The sequence below is a fragment of the Armatimonadota bacterium genome, from assembly GCA_016125185.1.
In the GTDB taxonomy this organism is placed as follows: Bacteria; Armatimonadota; Fimbriimonadia; order Fimbriimonadales; family Fimbriimonadaceae; genus Fimbriimonas.
This window is the reverse complement of record WGMG01000004.1, coordinates 140672-156387: the sequence shown is the minus strand read 5'-3', so window position 1 is coordinate 156387 and position 15716 is coordinate 140672. Positions and strand designations below refer to the sequence as shown.

The following is a 15716-nucleotide window of genomic DNA, read 5'->3' as shown; positions in this document are numbered from 1 at the left end:
GTTATCTTGCCCAATGACCTACCCACAGGATGCTCACCATCCCAGAGAGCCGAACTCCCAAGGGGGCTATCCTCTTACATCGCTTCTTGGCGGGCAGGGGGCCCATCGTTCTAAAGTTCGAGGATCAGTTCGACGGTGCGGGTGATGCAGTCGTCGCTACCCAAGAGGTCAGAGATTTCTTGGAAGCCGGCTTGTTGGTGAGCGATGGTTTCCGGCTTTTGGATTTCGTCGAGGGTACGACGGAGAGCGTCGACCGAGAGAGTTTCTTGGATCAGTTCGGGGACGACTTCTCGTTGGAGCAGGATGTTTGGCTGGCTATAGAAGCGGGGTCGCTTGAAGCCGATGATCTTTGTTTCGAGCAAGACTAATTGCGAAACCTTGTACACAACCACCATCGGGATTTGAGCGAGGGCGGCTTCGAGGGTAGCGGTTCCGCTACAGATCACGCCGCATTCAGATGTGCGCAGGACGCGCATGACCGCGCCGGTTTCGGCTCCGTTCACGACGGCGTCGCCCTTGCGTGCCCACTGATCCTGGACGAGCGGCACGAACGATTTAGGCACCGGCAGTTGAGCGGTTCCGGGGTAGTCGGCCAGCGCCTGGTTGAAGAGAGGGATGAGCTGTTCGAGCTCGCTTCGGCGGGAGCCAGGCAGGACGGCCAGCCCTTTTCGGTCGAAGTCGGTTTCGATCAGCTCTTTGTGAATCTGCTTGAGCGGGTGGCCGAAGAAGTGGGCATTCGCGCCCATTTTCTGCAGGATTTCTGCGCTCCACGGGAAGGGCGTCACCACCAAATCGGACAACTTGGGGATGTCCTCGCCTTGGCGATCGCGCCGCCAGGAGCCGGGCGGGCTGAAGTAGGCCACCTTCCAACCGGCTTCGCGGGCGAACCTGCACATCTTGAGGTTCATGAAGCCGAAATCGATGGGGACGAAGATGCCAGGTGGGCCCTTGCGCAGGACCTCTTTGAATTTGAGATAGTGGCGGAGGATGCCCCAGCCCTCGCGGAAGGACTGCACGAAGGAGATCGCGCCCCACTTGGACGAATTGGCGACGAGCGGCTCGGTGGCGACTTGCTCGAACCGCGCTCCGCCGATGCCACCGATGACGGCGTCGGGGCGGACGCGCAGAACCTCTCGCGCCAGCGAAGCGGCGTAGAGATCGCCCGAGGCTTCACCAGCACAGAACAGCAGGCGCATCAGTGTTGGTCGCCGCGACCGTTGCGGCCGCTGAACCGGCGCTCTTCGAAGGCGATGAGGTACTTGACTTCTTCGGTCGGCATGACTTCTTCACGCACGATTTCGAGGGCGTTGCTGAGGCCGATTTTGGATTTGAACAGCAGTTTGCAGGCCTTGTGGAGGGCCAGACGTTCGTCTTGGGTGACTCCCAGGCGTCGAAGTCCGACGGCGTTGATGTCGCGAACCTCTTCTTCGGCTCCATCGACGAGGCAGAACGGGGGCACGTCCCGGGTGATTTTGGTAAAGCCACCAACCATGGCGACCTTTCCGATTCGGCAGAATTGGTGGATGCCGGACATGCCGCCGATGTTGACCAGGTCTTCGATAGTGACGTGGCCGGCGACACCGACCGAGTTGGCGATGGTGACGCGGTCGTGGACGTGGCAGTTATGGCCGATGTGGCAGTAGGCCATGATGAAGCAGTCGTTACCGATGATGGTGGACTTCCCTTCTCCGGTGGCGCGGTGGAGGGTGACGTACTCGCGAAAAACGTTGTTGTTGCCGATGGTGAGGTAGGTCGGCTCGCCGCTGTATTTTCGGTCTTGAGGGTCGCCGCCAATGACGCTCCCTTGTCCGATGTAGTTATTCTCCCCAATGGTCGTGAAGTGTTTGACGGTCGCATGGGAGTCGATTCGCGTACCCTTGCCGATCACCGCGCCGGCTTCGATATAGGAAAACGGACCGACGACGACGTCCTCGGCAAGTTCTGCCTTGGGATCGACATATGCGAGGGGGTGAATCGAGGCCAACTAGCTTTCCCTTGCGCTCATCTTGAATACCATTTCCATTTCGGCGACAGTTTCCCCGTCGACGGTGGCGACGCCCTTCATTTTTCCGACGTCTCCACGAACCCAAAGTATCTCAACATCGTGGATGAGTTGGTCTCCGGGCCGAACAATGCGGCGAAATTTGGCGTTTTCAATGGATCCGATGAGTGGAATCTTGCCGACGAGCTTGGGGGTCGTCATGAGGAGAGCGGCGCCGACCTGGGCCATGGACTCCATGATGAGGACGCCGGGCATGATGGGGATGCCGGGGTAATGGCCCTGGAAAAACGGCTCATTGATGGAGACGTTTTTGAGTCCTTTGCACCGCATGTTGTCATCCGAAATCTCCAGGATTCGGTCGACGAGAAGGATAGGATACCGATGGGGCAATACCGACAGAAGTTCTTGAATATCGATCACACGTACTCCAAGCTCGAAAAATCTCCCCATAGGGTACCCGTTGCGAAAAAAAATCCCCGGGTCATCGCGACTCCGGGGGAATGCATGTGGGGTTTATTGGAGCGGTCATTAAGACTTGAGGATTAGGACATGGCAGGCGTTTTGGTTGACCAGTTTCGACAGGCATGCCATGCGGTCGAACTTTTGGCCCGGACGTCCTAGATCGTAGTTCGCAATGATCAGGTTAGCACGGGTGGTTTGGACTGCGGACCTGATTTTCTCTAGAATTTGCGTACTTAAATCATTCCACGTTGAATTTTCACGAATTGTTTCACATTCGGAAATTACTGTGGCCCCATAGAAGCCTCGGGGCTTCAACTGTTTGAATGCGTCGAGGTTTGCGCTGGCTCGGTGAGAATGATCGGTCATGTAGATGACTTTGGGTTCTTCCAACTCTGCCACTTCGGGATTGAAGAGCAGAAGGGTCGATGGCTTATTGTCAAGGTGCTCTTGGGTCTCGTCCTCTTCGAAGAGTTTTCCGCCCGGTCTCACGTCGATGTTGAAGCTTGGTGTATTGATACCATGGATCGGCTTCGGATTTGCAGGTACTGGGACCCAGTCCTCGCACAAACACGAAATTCTCAACCCCTTCAGGAATGCTCCCACCTGCTCTAGGTTCAAGCTTTCTGCGATATCGACCACTAATTCCATCTTTCTGACTTCTCTTGCCCGCACCGATTTATCTTTTTGGCGGAAAGGGCGAGGTTTCAGAACAGAGGAATGCTTCAGTGGGTTCCTCAATTCAACATTAAACAATGTACCGTTAAATACCTTGGATCGCACGTAGCTATTTGAGAGTCATGAGATTCCTGCCATTGCCACTGAGTCATCAGATTCATGTCATCAGATTTAACGACATGGTCTATACTGCATGATGTGACAAGGCGTCTTTCGCCTGATATCGAAAGCGAGCTTAGCCAGCGCGAACTTCAGTTGCTGGTACACGCTTCGCGGGGTCTGACGGACCAGGCGATCGCTATCGAACTAGGCATCAGCCTAGCTACAATCGCCACTTACTGGGGCCGAATCCGCATCAAGCTCGGGCCGTTGAACCGAACCGAGTTAGTGGCGAAATACCTGGATTACAAAGCCAAAGACGAGATCGAAACTCTCCAGAACGAGGTCGAGGTTCTGCGCAATCAACTGGAGAATTCTGGCCGCGAGGACACAGGCCTTTTGATCGCCCTCAACAAGATGCCGCGATCGATTATCATTTTGGCGCCAGATACGACGGTTGTTTACGTAAACGAAGCGACTTGCAAGTGGATGGGCTACTCACCGGACGAAATGGTCGGCAACTCGATTTTGGACTTTTACCCAGAGGGTCGGCATGAAATCCTCATGCCCTGGATGGAAGAGCTCTTCGCCAACCCCGACCATCCGACCCTCGGAGCTAATCGAACGGCCTATACGCGGCATCGAGACGGGTCGATTGTGACAATCTACGGGGACGCGGTGGTCTATGATACTCCGGCGGGAAAGCGTATGATGTGGATAACGACGTTAAGTCAACCAACGCTTCCCCCACCCGCATGATCCATTTTCTTTTGCCCGCGATGTCCTACGTTTGGGTCCATTTGCCCACGTACAACCTGCAACACCGACAGGTCTTTGGTTGGGAGGCGACGCCGTATAACCAGGCCGTTCTAGCGGCAGTGGACGAAATGCAAGCAACCGCACCGGAAGGCGGCGGCTATTTCATCGGTGTGAAGGCGGACCCGCCCGAGTCGCCTATCGGGGTTCCGATTGCCTTGTTCGGCAAGCCTTTGCTTGCGCCACCTAGGACTTCAAGCTACTGTTCAGGAGCGTCGTACTCAGCATTCATCGGCGGATTGAACACGCTGTTGCGAAGCCGGAGCAGCGAGCTTTCGGCGGATCGGTTCGAGGCGGTGCGGATGCAGGAGCCGGACGGCGGTCGGCGCGAGGACATGGTGAAGCTTTGGGGCTGGTGGAACGCGGATGGGCCAGGTTCCTTGTACGCTTTGGCTCTTTTTAGCGGCATGGGCGAGCGGGTGAGTCCGTTTTTGGCCGAGCCGGGCGACTTTTGCAACATCAACTGGCTGCATGGACCGGGGCATTCGGTGGTGTTTTTGGGATGGGATACGACACCGGAAGGTGAGATCGCGATGCGATTTTGGTCGAGCCAGAAGGGCTCGAACGGGATGGGCGACCAGACGCGGCCGTTGTCGTCGATGGCGGGGATCGTGTTTACACGGCTGACTCGGCCCGAGGCGCTGTTTACGTTTAATCCGGCGAAGAAGATGGATCGTATGCCGATCGATTATGATTCGGCGAAGATTGTGGCGGAGCGGCTGCAGTCAGGCATCGATCTCTAGTTAGGGCCCTTTCCAGTCCTTCCGGTTCGCCTATGGTCTGCTCACCGCCCAAGGGGCTTTAAACATTCGCTTCTTGAAGCATTTCCGCCAAATCCACCAGCTTGATCTCGTCCGAGGGCTTGGCCGCGTCGAGCATGATTTTGCAGAATGGGCAGCCGAGGGCGATGGTTTTCGCGCCGGTGGCCAGAAGCTGATCGACGCGGGCGTTGGCGGGGCGTTCGGTCGGCGGTTCTTCCATCCACATTCGTCCGCCGCCCGCGCCACAGCACCGCGTTTTGGCACCCGAAAATTCCGGGCTGAGGACGCCTTCGACCAGCGATCTCGGCGCGGCAGACTCATCGTTCACGCGGCCCAGGTAGCAGGGATCGTGGAGGACGACGGAGCCGCGCTCGGGCTTGGCCGTCAGCAAGGAGCCCTTGGAGACCAACTGCTGAAGCAGTTGGGTGTGGTGAAACACTTCCATCGTCGCGCCAAAGTCGCCGTATTCGTTTTTCAGCGAGTTAAAGCAGTGCGGGCAGGCGGTGACGATCTTTTTGACCCCGTACCGCTCGAACACCGACGCGTTTTCCATCGCCTTCTCTTGGAAAAGGAACTCTTCGCCGAGTCGGCGAGCCGGGTCGCCGGTACAGGCTTCTTCGTTGCCGAGACAAGCAAACGAGACGCCCGCCTTCTTGAGGAGGGCGGCCACGGCTTTGGTGGTTTTCACCGAGCCGGGATCAGTCGCACCCGCGCACCCGACCCAGAACAAATACTCGAACGACCCTCCGTCGCGGGCGAGCGGAATATCCAGCCCCGCCATCCAGTCTTCACGGTTACCACTAGTGCCCCAGGCGTTGGAGGTCGAGGCGGTTTGGCGCAGGACCAGCGCAGCCGAGCCGCTGAGGCCACCTTCGGACACGATGTTGCGGCGGGTATCGACGATGATATCGACGTGGCGGATCAGCACCGGGCACGCCTCGACGCACGCGTTACACGTCGTGCATTGCCACAAGGCTTCAGGATTGAGGGACGGCGCGACCTCGGCACCGGTCTCCATCGCGCCTTTGAGGTCCTGCACGATGCGCTTGGGGTTCAGAATCTTGCCGACGTTGTAGGCGGGGCAGACTTCGGTGCATCGCCCGCATTCCATGCACGCGTCAAGCGACATCAGATGCCAGCGCGAGTAATCCTTGGCGAGTTTGACGCCGATCTGCTCGGTCTGTTCGACCTCTTCCATTGGGATCGTGCGGAGCTTGCCCATCGGCGTATCCGGCGCGCCGGCGGCACTGAAAATGGCGAGCACGATATGACGAATGCGGAGCTTGGGGATGATGCAGAAAAACGCCAAAACCAACGCTACATGGAACCACCAGGCGGCCTGATAGGCGGCCACGCCGAAGCGGCCCAGGGGCCGGGAGAGCAGGTAGCCGACCCACGACCAGGTGTCCCACTCTTTGGGCGTCAGCGCGATGCGCGCGGCCTCGAGGAAGTAGCCGTTGATGGTGATGAGGAGCAGGAGCGCAAGGATGCCGACGTCCCATTTGTCCTGGGAGATCGGCTCCTTGGTTTTGAGTCTTCGCACCATCGCCCAGGCAAGGCCGAACAGCAGGAATAGGCCGAGCGTGTCAAAGGTGGCTTCGTACAGCAGGTAGTACGCGCCGCGGTGGAACTTGATGGGCGAGTACGTGTTGATGCCAAGCAGGGTGGTGGCGAGCACGAGGGCCATGAACCCGTAAAAGATCATCAGGTGCATCGGTCCGCCGGTTTTGGGGCGGCTGGATTTGACCTTCTTTTGGAGAAGAATGTAGGGCAGGACCTTGCCCCACCACTGCCGGAGACCGTCCTTGGTGGGCATCCAGTACTGGCGTCCTTCGCGCACGGGTCCGATCGGCCGGCCACTTTGCCAAAGCCGAACGCGATCCCAAATCTGCTTGGCCATGTAGCCGAGGCAGAGAATCGCGAGCAGGTAGAAAGCGAGCTTCTCGGGAAGCGAAAAGGTGAGATATTCTTCGCGGGTTGCTTGTGGGTTCACGAATGCCAAGCCCCTCCGTTGGAGCTTGGAGATATTATGCCACCCTTACATCAGGCTGAAGGGGTCCACGTCGATCACCATCTGCACGCCTTTCTCCTCCACGTCCTCCAACGCTTGGCCGATGCGGTCGAAGTCGAAGTCGAGCGGAGCTTTGACGAGGATATGCCGCCGCCAGCGGTTGTTGATGCGCTCCAGCACACAGTCGGTGGGGCCGAGGACGACCAGGCTTTCGAACGTTTGCAGGCGGGCGAGGATCTTGGCGCCAAGACCGATGACAGAGTTGCGAGATTCGCCAGACATCAGGATGTTGACTAGCTTTTCATAGGGCGGATAGTGGGCCTCGCGGCGCTCGTTGAGGCAGAAATGGAAGAATTCGAGGTACTCGTGGCGCTGGGCGTAGACGATGGCGGGGGTATCGGGATTGAAGGTTTGGATGACGACCTCGCCGCGCTTTGCGCCGCGTCCGGCGCGGCCCGCGACCTGGCTGAGGAGCTGAAACGTCCGCTCGCTGGAGCGGAAGTCGGGCAGGTTCAGCGAGACGTCGGCGGCGATGACGCCAACGAGCGTGACGTTGGGAAAATCGAGGCCCTTGGCCACCAGTTGGGTGCCCACCAGCACGTTCTTTTCGCCGCTTCGGAACGAAGCGATGACCTCTTCCAACGCGCCTTTTTTCTGAGCGACATCGCGATCCAGACGCGTGACGCGGGCGGCGGGAAACTCTTCGGCCACTAGCTCTTCGACCTTCTCGGTGCCGACCCCAAACGGTTTGATCTTGGTGCCTTCGCACTGCGGGCAGGTGGCGGGCGCGCTCTCGTGGTAGCCGCAGTGGTGGCACTTGAGGCGGTGGTCGCGGCGGTGGTAGCTGAGGGTGACGGCACAGCTCGGGCACATCCATTGGTAGCCGCAGTCGCGGCACATCAGAAACGGCGAATAGGCCCGGCGGTTGAGGAAGAGGATGGCCTGGTTGCCGCTTTCGAGGGTGTGGTGCAGGTGATCGGTGAGGAGTGGGCCAAAGAGCGACGGTTTTCCGCCCCGGTAACCGGCGCTGAGGTCCTCGATGTACACCTGAGGAAGGACCGCAGAGGCGGTGCGGTTGGGCAGAGTGAGGAGGGTGAGGCGGTCGGGATCGGCGGCTTCCTCGTTGGCTTCGGCCTCCGCGAACGTCTCGATGCTGGGCGTGGCAGAGCCGAGGACGAGCGGGCAGTTGTGCTGGCGCGCCAGGAAGCGGGCGACGGTGCGAGCGTGGTAGCGGGGCGACTGTTCCTGCTTGTAGCCGGTTTCGTGCTCCTCGTCGAGGACGATGAGGCCGATATTGGTGAGCGGGGCGAAGAGCGCGCTACGCGGCCCGAGGACGATGCTGGCTTCGCCGTTGCGCACCAACTGCCAGTTCTGCAGGCGTTCAAGCGGGGTTTGTTCGGAGTGGAGGATGGCGATGCGGGCGCCGAACCGCTCGCGAAGCTGGGCGATGGCCTGGGTAGCGAGGGCGATTTCGGGCACGAGGTACAGCACCTGGCGTCCGCTGGCCAGCGCCTTTCCGGCGGAGCGGAGGAAGACTTCGGTTTTGCCGCTCCCGGTGATGCCGAAAAGCAGGAACGGCTTGGGTTGATGGCCGTCGATGGCGTGGCAGATGGCGTCGATGGCAATCTGCTGGTGGGGGTTGGGAGTCGGCGGCTGGCGGGTGGGTCGCGGGTCGCTTTCGTCCACTTCTTCCAGCAGTTCGGCCTTGATGAGCGCCTTGACGGTGGTCTCGGTGACGCTCGCCATGGCGCGGATCTCGGCGCTGGAGAGGGCGGAGCCGTCGGCCTCCTGAATCTGCATGATGGCGACGGCCTGGGCGGGCTTCTTTTTGCCTTCGACCTGCAGGAATCGCTCGACCTTTTCGGTGTCGGAGGTGAGGCGGTAGACGCCTTCGGCCGCCTTCTTCTTCTGGATCGGCTTGAGGCGCAGGTACTGGTCGGCGTAACCGGCGGCGACAAGGGCCTTCAGCGCCTTCTCGGTTCCGGCCTGCATGCTCTCCTTCTCTTCAATCTCGCTTTCCTCGTCCAGCACGCGCAGGACCTCGACTTCGAGCGGCTTGAGATCGCTTTCGTAGCCTCTGGCGGTGCGCATCCACACCTTGACGAGGCGGTCGCGCACGCCGGGCGGGACGGCGGCGGTGAGGGCGGCGGGCAGGGGGCAAAGGTATTCCTGAGCCACGAAGCGCACGGTCTCCATGATGGCGGTCGGAATCTGGAGGCCGGCCACGACTCCGGCGACGGGGCGCAGATGGGCAGGATCGAAGCCGAGCGACTGCTCGTCGACGTCGCGAAAGCCGATCGCGTAGCCGAGAATCTGCCGGTGGCCGAGGGGGGCGAGGACGGCGTCGCCGACCTGCACGTTTCCGGCGGGGAGATAGGAATAGATAGCATCGGCTCCGCCCGAGCGTGGGTCGATGGCGACATCCACGACTCGGAAGGAACTCATAGCAATAGTTTGGCAGAGGATGGGTGGAACGAAATGCGTCGCATTCGCATTCTGATCCAGAGGCAACGCCGCCCATGGTGTTTGCCCCCTTAGGAAACAACCATGCTAACCGCAAGAAGATTCAGTCTCTTCGTCATTATGCTTCTGGCCTTTGCCACCGCGGCATTTGCACAGAAGGGTACGACGATGAAGCCCAAAACCCAGACCGTGTACGTGTGCGAGCACTGCAACATGGCCGATAAGAAGTCCGGCAAGTGCGACATGTGCAAGATGGAAAAGATGAAGGTCAAGGCGACCGTCATGTACCACTGCGACCACTGTAACAAGGACATGGCCAAGGGCGGCAAGTGCCCGGTTTGCCACGGCGACACGACAAAGATGGCCGTTTACTACGAGTGCGACCACTGCAAGACGACGTCGGCGATGGCGGGCAAGTGCACCAAGTGCAAAATGGACATGACCAAGCACTCGGTCAAGATGAAATAGTCGGGAAAAACGCGAAACCTCGCAAATATCCCTTCCAGTTTTTAGGCGAAATGGCCAATAAGCCTAGTGATGCTCTTACCGATGCTTCTCGGATACGTAGTGGGGGCGGTGGGAATCTACACCCTCCTGTATAAGTTTGCGCCGACGGTTGCAGAAGACCGTGCGTTTGCTTATGGAGACCACGACCGGTTAGAGGCGGCCGAGATTATTGAGCTGTTCCCGACTCGAGAACAGCGCAACGCAGCCTAAAAACGAGTCTCGACACACCTGCGAAAAGGGCAGCCCTAGGCGGCTGCCTTTTTTGTTTGTTACAATGACGATGGTGGAGCGTGAAGGTTAGTCTGCGGCGGTTTGCGATGTACGTTTTGCCGTTGATCGGCTGGCTCGCGGCGTTCTGGATGGTGCCGCCTCAGTCGATGGTGGCGGCGATGGCAGAATGGCTGATGTTCGCGCTGGTGTGCTTTGTGGCGTATCGGTCGGAGACGAGCGGGAGAACGCGTCCGAGCGAAATTTCTTTTAGTCTGATCTTGGCCCCAGTCGTTGGAGTCATTCGGTTCTCGTCCACGGTGTCGGAACTGATCGAGAGGCATGGCCCACCTTGGAAGGCGTTCGCCGTGGCTTCGGCAATGACTCTGTTGGCGGCTCCGGCGTGTTTCGTCGCACTTTACGGGGTCGTGCGTGGGTTGATCGAAAGGGAAAGGTTGAGAGAAGCCTAGCGTTCGTCGGGTTTGGGGTTCAACACGACACGTGGGATTGAACCTTCTTGAGCTGTTCCTTCCCCCCTCCGGTTCGCCTACGGCCTGCTCACCGGCCCCCCTCAAGTGGGGCAGCGTGGCTAGTTACTGCTTTCAGGACGGCTGACCTCCCCATTTCGCGTTTAGTGGGCTGTCCCGATTCGCTTTGTATATGTCCCTTTGGCGGACACGAAGGCATCTCTGTGAGCGAGACGCTCACAACTCCCAGAGGGCTGGACTCCTTTGAACACTTTTGGTGGGCTGTCCCGATTCGCTTTGCTGGCCACGAAGGCATTTCTGTGAGCGAGACGCTCACAACTCCCAAGGGGCTGGACTCCTTTGAACACTTTTGGTGGGCTAGAAGCCCACCTTCCCCAGGGTCAGTTCCTAGAAGCTTGCGGCTAGCAAACAAAAAATCCCCCCGAGCCGAGACGGCCCGAGGGGAACAGAATGCGCTTAGCGCGAGGACGACTTGCGGCGTCGGACGAGGCCGAACACACCCAGGCCGAGAACGGCCAGCGAAGCCGGTTCCGGCACCACGTGAAGCTGGCTCTGACCGCCGGCTCCCTGCGACGTAAACAGTTCGACCGCGGTGGTCGGGTTGCTGTTCTTACCGTTGGTGTAGTAGGTCGAAGCAAGGCTCAGGACCGACGAGCTAAGCCCGTTGGTGACCTTGAACTTGCCGCTGGAGTAGTTGAACGAAGAGCCGTTGTCGTACAGCGCGTCCCAAATGGCGACCTGCAGAGCGGCCTGCTGATCCTTGTTGGTGGCCACATCGAAGTTCGTCGCCAGAATCTTCGCCGCGAGGGCGAGGCCCGAGCCATCGTTCATGTTGACACCCGAAACCGAGTAAGGGTTGTTCGAGTTGTTGAGAGGAGACGTGGCGTCGGCACAGTAGGTGACGATGCTTTTGGTTCCGGTGCTGAACACGAGGGCGCCCATTTCCACAGTGGAAGAGTTGCCGTTCACGTTAATGGTTCCCGAATCCACAGGGTTGAGCTGGGTTCCGGTGAACTTGAGCGATTGCGCATTGGCGGAGGCAGCCCCAAGGGCGCTCATGGCCAAGGCAATGAGAGTCAGTTTTTTCATTTGGATTTCTCGCAGAGCCCCACTCGCGGAGGGGCCCGGGATCAACCCATCAAAAAGAGTGCCTTAACCGAGACTCTTAATCAAATCTGAGTACTTTTCCCTGACTTGTTTACGCTTTACCTTCAGCGTCGGGGTTAGGAGGCCGTTTTCGATGGTGAACGGCTCGTCGATCAGCGCCCATTTCTTCACCATTTCGAAGTTCGCCAGCTTCTTGTTGGTGCCGTCGATTTCGCGCTTAAGCAGGGCTTTTACGTCGGGGTTATCGGCCAGGTGGGCGTCCTCGGCCAAGCCGAGCTCGGCCCGAACCGCCTCGGCGTTGGGCAGAATCAGCGCGACGCAGTAGTCCATGCCATCGCCGAACACCACCGCCTCGCTGATGAATTTCGATTCGCGAATCCGGTTTTCGATCGGTTGCGGAGCGACGTTTTTGCCGTTACCCAGCACCAGCAGGTCCTTTTTCCGGTCGGTGATCTTGAGGGCCGCGCCTTCCATCTCGCCGATGTCGCCGGTGTGGAACCAGCCGTCGGCGTCCAGCGCCTTGGCCGTCTCTTCGGGCAGATTGTGGTAGCCCACCATGACGGTCGGACCCCGGAACAAAATCTCGCCGTCCTCGGCGATCTTCAGTTCCACGCCGATCGGCTCGCCGACGGTCCAATATTTGTTGCGCTTGGGGTGGTTAACGCACGATCCGCCGGTCGTTTCGGTCAGGCCGTAACCCTGCAGGATGTTCAGGCCGAGGGCCATGTAGAACTCGGCGACGTGCTGCGGCAACGCAGCGCCGCCAGAGATGACCATGCGCATGCGCCCGCCTAACCTCTCGCGAATCTTCGCGCCCACGACCTTATCGAGCAGGCCATGCAGCGGTCCGAACCCACCCTTGGCCTTCTTGATGCCTTGCGATAAGTACAGGTTGAAAAGCTTCTGGTTGAGCGGTTTCTGCTTCTTGACGCCATCTAGCACGCGGTCCATGAACGACTCCAAGAATCGCGGGACCGCCGCCATGACCGATGGGCGGATGTGCTGAAAGTCGCTGGCCATCGACGCCACGCTCTTGTTCATACCGAGGCAAGCCCCCGCGTAGAAGCAGAGGCACGAGGCGATCTGCTCGAACACGTGGCTGAGGGGCAGGAAGCTGAAGAACGTGTCCTCGCTCGTGATGCTAAGGTACGGGACGGCGAACTCGCACACCGTCAGAAAGGCGTCGTGGGTGAGCATCGCGCCTTTGGGCTGGCCGGTGGTGCCGCTGGTGTAGATGAACAGGGCGATGTCGCCGGCGGGGATCGCGTCGATGCCGCGATTCCACTCGGCTTCGTTCAGCGTGCCGGTGCGCTCCTCGCGAAGCATTTCGACCTTCATATTCGACAGCGGCCGCAGTTTGGCGGCATGCTCCTCGGACCCGCACATCGCGACTTTCGCGCCAGCATCCTTGGCGATGTACTGCGCCTGTTCGGCGGGCAGGGTCGGGTAGATCGGTACCGTCACCACGCCCAGCGATTGGGCAGCGTAGTGCGCATAGAGCCACTCGGCGCAGTTCTCGCCGACGATGACCATTCGGTCGCCGCGTTGGAGGCCCAGCGACTGCAAGAAGGCAGCGAAGCTCTGGATGGTGGACCAAAACTCGCGGTAGGTGACGGTTTGGAAGCCCTTGCCTTGGGGGACCATCAGCGCGGGACGGGACGGGGATTGCGAGGCGACCTCGCGGATCATGGCGGACAGCGACGTTGCTTTCATCAGTCTTTCGTAAAGATATGCTCTCCTTCTAGGAAGGCGATGGACATCGACGGACTTTGCAGGGTCTTGCCATCTTGTGAGAGCGTTAGGATCAGCTTTTTGTTGTAAGCGCTATATAAATCTTCGTCGGGAACGTACTTGCGGTTGGGATTGTATTGCCCAGCGCCGTTGTCGTTGTTCACCTTGACGTCGGAGGGCGAGAGTACGGCCTGGTTGCCATGATAGGCCCAGTTTCCTTTCACGTCCACCTGCTGCTGCTCGCCTTCTAGGTGGAGCAAGTAGCTCTTTTTGTCCAGGCGGAGCGAGACGTAGCCGTGGAGCGAATGGTGCTTTCGGTCGATATCGGCGTCGGGGCCGCGGTTCACTTTGGAGACCACGAAATCACCGTTCCATTGACCCAAGAACGGCATCATTTTTTTGTCGCCGCAACCGGCGGCGGCGAGGAGGATGAAAGCGAGCGGAAGAATGGCGGAAGTTTGCTTCATGATTTTCTCACTTCGTCCGGGAAGGTGCGGTAGAGCCCGGATCGGAAGTTCTTGACGCGGCTGAAGACCGCGCTGTGTAGGTGCTCGACCTCGCCGTCGCGGGTGGCGGCTTGCATGAAAATGCGGTCGAGGGTTTCGAGGTCGGGGGTGAGGATGCGGATGTGAAACTCGCCGAGGTTATCCGGCCCAAAGCCGAACTTACGTCGCTCGATCGAGAAGGAGTGCACCAGCCCCTGCTTCTGGAAGTGTCCGAGGTATTCGTGAACGGCATTGGCGAGGGCCAGATCTTGTTTCCCGTCGACCAGGTCGACCCAGATCGCATAGACGTTCATATGTCCCTAGTGTATCTGGTTGGGGAGCGGCTTGGATTCGGTGTGGTGGAAACTCAGACGGGGGGTCTGAGGAAGTTGGGACGCCTTTATGGGCCTAGGGCTCGCTTCGCTAGGGTGGAGGGCTTTGTGCTTTCGGCTTTCAGCCAACCGCTGACTGCCGAAGAACGGAAGGCAACCCACTTTGGACGGCTCCTGGTGGGCTAGAAGCCCACCCTCCCACACGGGCGATCCTCCACCCTATGGCTTCGACTACTAGGCGCTTCCTTCACGTTGGGCGACGGAGGCGACCACCGTGCGGCGGCGGGCGAAGGCATACACTCCGACTCCGAGGCCGATCGCCATGGCGGTAGGGATCTGCTTCAGCCAGCCCTCATCTTGCACCGAACTGTAAGACACGACTAGGATGAGGAGGGCGGGGAGGACGCCCAGCAGAGCTGCAACCGGGAGGCCGCCGGGCACGCGGTAGGGGCGCTCTAAATTTGGCTCGCGGACTCGGAGAACCACCAGCGCGGCAAACTCGAACAGGATGCTGAGGCCGTACAGGATCACGTTGGCGGTGATGAGTTCGGTGAAGCTGAACCACGACAGGCACGTATAGCAGAACGCACACAGCAGGATGGAACGGGCGGGCGTCTGCCACTTCGGGTGGATGGCGGCCAGCGAGCGCGGCAGGTAGCCGTCCTCGGCCAAGACCGCAGGTAGGCGTGAGGAGGCCAGCATCTGGGAAGCGAACATCGCGGACGTGGCCGCAAGCGCGGCGAGCAGGACCAGTGTCCCGATCCACGGCGCGGAGGCTCGGGTTGCGATTCCGGCCCAGCCACCATCGAACCACTGATCGGCGTTGGGTGAAGTACGCAGTGCCGCCAGCACCGGCAATAGGTACACGAACGTCACCATCGGGATGGAGATCGCTAGCGAGCGCGGGAAGCTCTTCTGCGGATTCTCGACCTCGGCGGCGACGGTGCTGAGGTTGTCCCAGCCGAGGTAGTTCCACAGCGCGGCGGCAAGACCGACGGAGAGCGCGCCCCACGACAGCTTGATCGGCTCCAGATGCGGCACCGAGATGCCAGCCTTGACCACCATGAGCAGGAACGGGATGACGATGATGGCGGTGAGGTAGGTGGCGGCTTTGCCCACGGCCTGGATGCCGCGCAGGTTAACGCCGGTGACAAGAAAGACCACGAACAGCACCACGACGACCTGGGTCAGGTTCGAAATCGGATGGCCCTGCACCATTGAGATGTACTCGCTGAGGTACTTGGCGAAGAGGAGCGGGTATATCGCGGCGTCGACGATGCTGTACAGCCATGACAGCCACGCGCACATGAACCCGGGAAAGGGCCCGAGAGCGCGGCGCACCCAGACGTAGAATCCGCCTTCCTCGGGGATCGCGGCACTCAGTTCGGCGGTCATGAGCGCTACTGGCAAAGCCCAGATGATCGGGATGATGACGATCATGAGGAGACCGAGGGTGATGCCGGATTCGCCCAGCACCGGCTCGAGGCCGTGGGGTCCACCGCTGACGAGGCAGAACGTCGCCAACGCCAACGGCACCATCTTCAGCTTTTTCGCCGAGGCGAATTTCACG

The 15716-nt window shown here is 59.7% G+C and carries 16 protein-coding genes; 5 read left to right on the top strand and 11 right to left on the bottom strand.

Annotation, left to right across the window (positions count from 1 at the left end; genetic code table 11):
• Window positions 1-110: 110 nt before the first annotated feature.
• The 4 genes from GC165_06235 to GC165_06220 form a co-directional block, all read right to left on the bottom strand.
• Window positions 111-1196, bottom strand: coding sequence for a hypothetical protein (locus tag GC165_06235; GenBank protein ID MBI1332459.1), 1086 nt, complete (start codon window positions 1194-1196; stop codon window positions 111-113).
• Window positions 1196-1984 (bottom strand): acyl-ACP--UDP-N-acetylglucosamine O-acyltransferase, encoded by a 789-nt coding sequence (lpxA, locus tag GC165_06230; protein MBI1332458.1) that lies wholly within the window; start codon window positions 1982-1984, stop codon window positions 1196-1198. The genes GC165_06235 and lpxA overlap by 1 nt, the downstream gene beginning before the upstream one ends.
• Window positions 1985-2422: a 3-hydroxyacyl-ACP dehydratase FabZ gene (gene fabZ, locus GC165_06225; GenBank protein MBI1332457.1), complete on the bottom strand. Its 438-nt coding sequence runs from the start codon at window positions 2420-2422 to the stop codon at window positions 1985-1987.
• Window positions 2423-2530: 108 nt separating this feature from the next.
• Window positions 2531-3244 carry a hypothetical protein gene (locus tag GC165_06220; protein ID MBI1332456.1) on the bottom strand — a complete coding sequence of 238 codons (714 nt, stop codon included), beginning with the start codon at window positions 3242-3244 and terminating at the stop codon, window positions 2531-2533.
• A 54-nt stretch (window positions 3245-3298) separates the two neighbouring features.
• Here GC165_06220 and GC165_06215 point away from each other — a divergent pair, with 54 nt between their 5' ends.
• Together GC165_06215 and GC165_06210 are read left to right on the top strand one after the other, a co-directional pair.
• Window positions 3299-3997, top strand: a complete 699-nt coding sequence (locus GC165_06215; protein MBI1332455.1) for a PAS domain S-box protein — start codon at window positions 3299-3301, stop codon at window positions 3995-3997.
• Entirely contained in the window at window positions 3994-4797 is an 804-nt protein-coding gene (locus tag GC165_06210; GenBank protein ID MBI1332454.1) for a hypothetical protein, read from the top strand. The genes GC165_06215 and GC165_06210 overlap by 4 nt, the downstream gene beginning before the upstream one ends.
• 58 nt (window positions 4798-4855) lie before the next feature.
• On the opposite strand, the gene GC165_06205 is transcribed toward GC165_06210, so the two are convergent.
• On the bottom strand, window positions 4856-6808 hold the full coding sequence (locus GC165_06205; GenBank protein MBI1332453.1) for a 4Fe-4S dicluster domain-containing protein: 1953 nt from the start codon (window positions 6806-6808) through the stop codon (window positions 4856-4858).
• A gap of 45 nt (window positions 6809-6853) precedes the next feature.
• Entirely contained in the window at window positions 6854-9271 is a 2418-nt protein-coding gene (gene priA / locus GC165_06200) for a primosomal protein N' (protein MBI1332452.1), read from the bottom strand.
• 186 nt (window positions 9272-9457) lie between these two features.
• Here priA and GC165_06195 point away from each other — a divergent pair, with 186 nt between their 5' ends.
• From GC165_06195 to GC165_06185, 3 genes are all read left to right on the top strand, one after another.
• Entirely contained in the window at window positions 9458-9757 is a 300-nt protein-coding gene (locus tag GC165_06195) for a hypothetical protein (GenBank protein ID MBI1332451.1), read from the top strand.
• A gap of 66 nt (window positions 9758-9823) precedes the next feature.
• A complete protein-coding gene (locus GC165_06190; protein ID MBI1332450.1) occupies window positions 9824-10006 on the top strand; it encodes a hypothetical protein in 183 nt (60 codons plus the stop codon).
• Between the two features lie 80 nt (window positions 10007-10086).
• Window positions 10087-10473 carry a hypothetical protein gene (locus GC165_06185; protein ID MBI1332449.1) on the top strand — a complete coding sequence of 129 codons (387 nt, stop codon included), beginning with the start codon at window positions 10087-10089 and terminating at the stop codon, window positions 10471-10473.
• Between the two features lie 474 nt (window positions 10474-10947).
• Here the strand turns inward: GC165_06185 and GC165_06180 are convergent, their stop codons facing one another.
• From GC165_06180 to GC165_06160, 5 genes are all read right to left on the bottom strand, one after another.
• Complete coding sequence (locus GC165_06180; GenBank protein MBI1332448.1) at window positions 10948-11580, bottom strand: PEP-CTERM sorting domain-containing protein; 633 nt, start codon at window positions 11578-11580, stop codon at window positions 10948-10950.
• 63 nt (window positions 11581-11643) lie between these two features.
• Window positions 11644-13311 carry an AMP-binding protein gene (locus GC165_06175; GenBank protein ID MBI1332447.1) on the bottom strand — a complete coding sequence of 556 codons (1668 nt, stop codon included), beginning with the start codon at window positions 13309-13311 and terminating at the stop codon, window positions 11644-11646.
• Complete coding sequence (locus tag GC165_06170) at window positions 13311-13796, bottom strand: hypothetical protein (protein MBI1332446.1); 486 nt, start codon at window positions 13794-13796, stop codon at window positions 13311-13313. Before GC165_06170 ends, GC165_06175 begins: the two co-directional genes overlap by 1 nt.
• A complete protein-coding gene (locus GC165_06165; protein ID MBI1332445.1) occupies window positions 13793-14128 on the bottom strand; it encodes a hypothetical protein in 336 nt (111 codons plus the stop codon). The genes GC165_06170 and GC165_06165 overlap by 4 nt, the downstream gene beginning before the upstream one ends.
• A gap of 252 nt (window positions 14129-14380) precedes the next feature.
• Complete coding sequence (locus GC165_06160; protein ID MBI1332444.1) at window positions 14381-15715, bottom strand: amino acid permease; 1335 nt, start codon at window positions 15713-15715, stop codon at window positions 14381-14383.
• Window position 15716 lies beyond the last annotated feature (1 nt).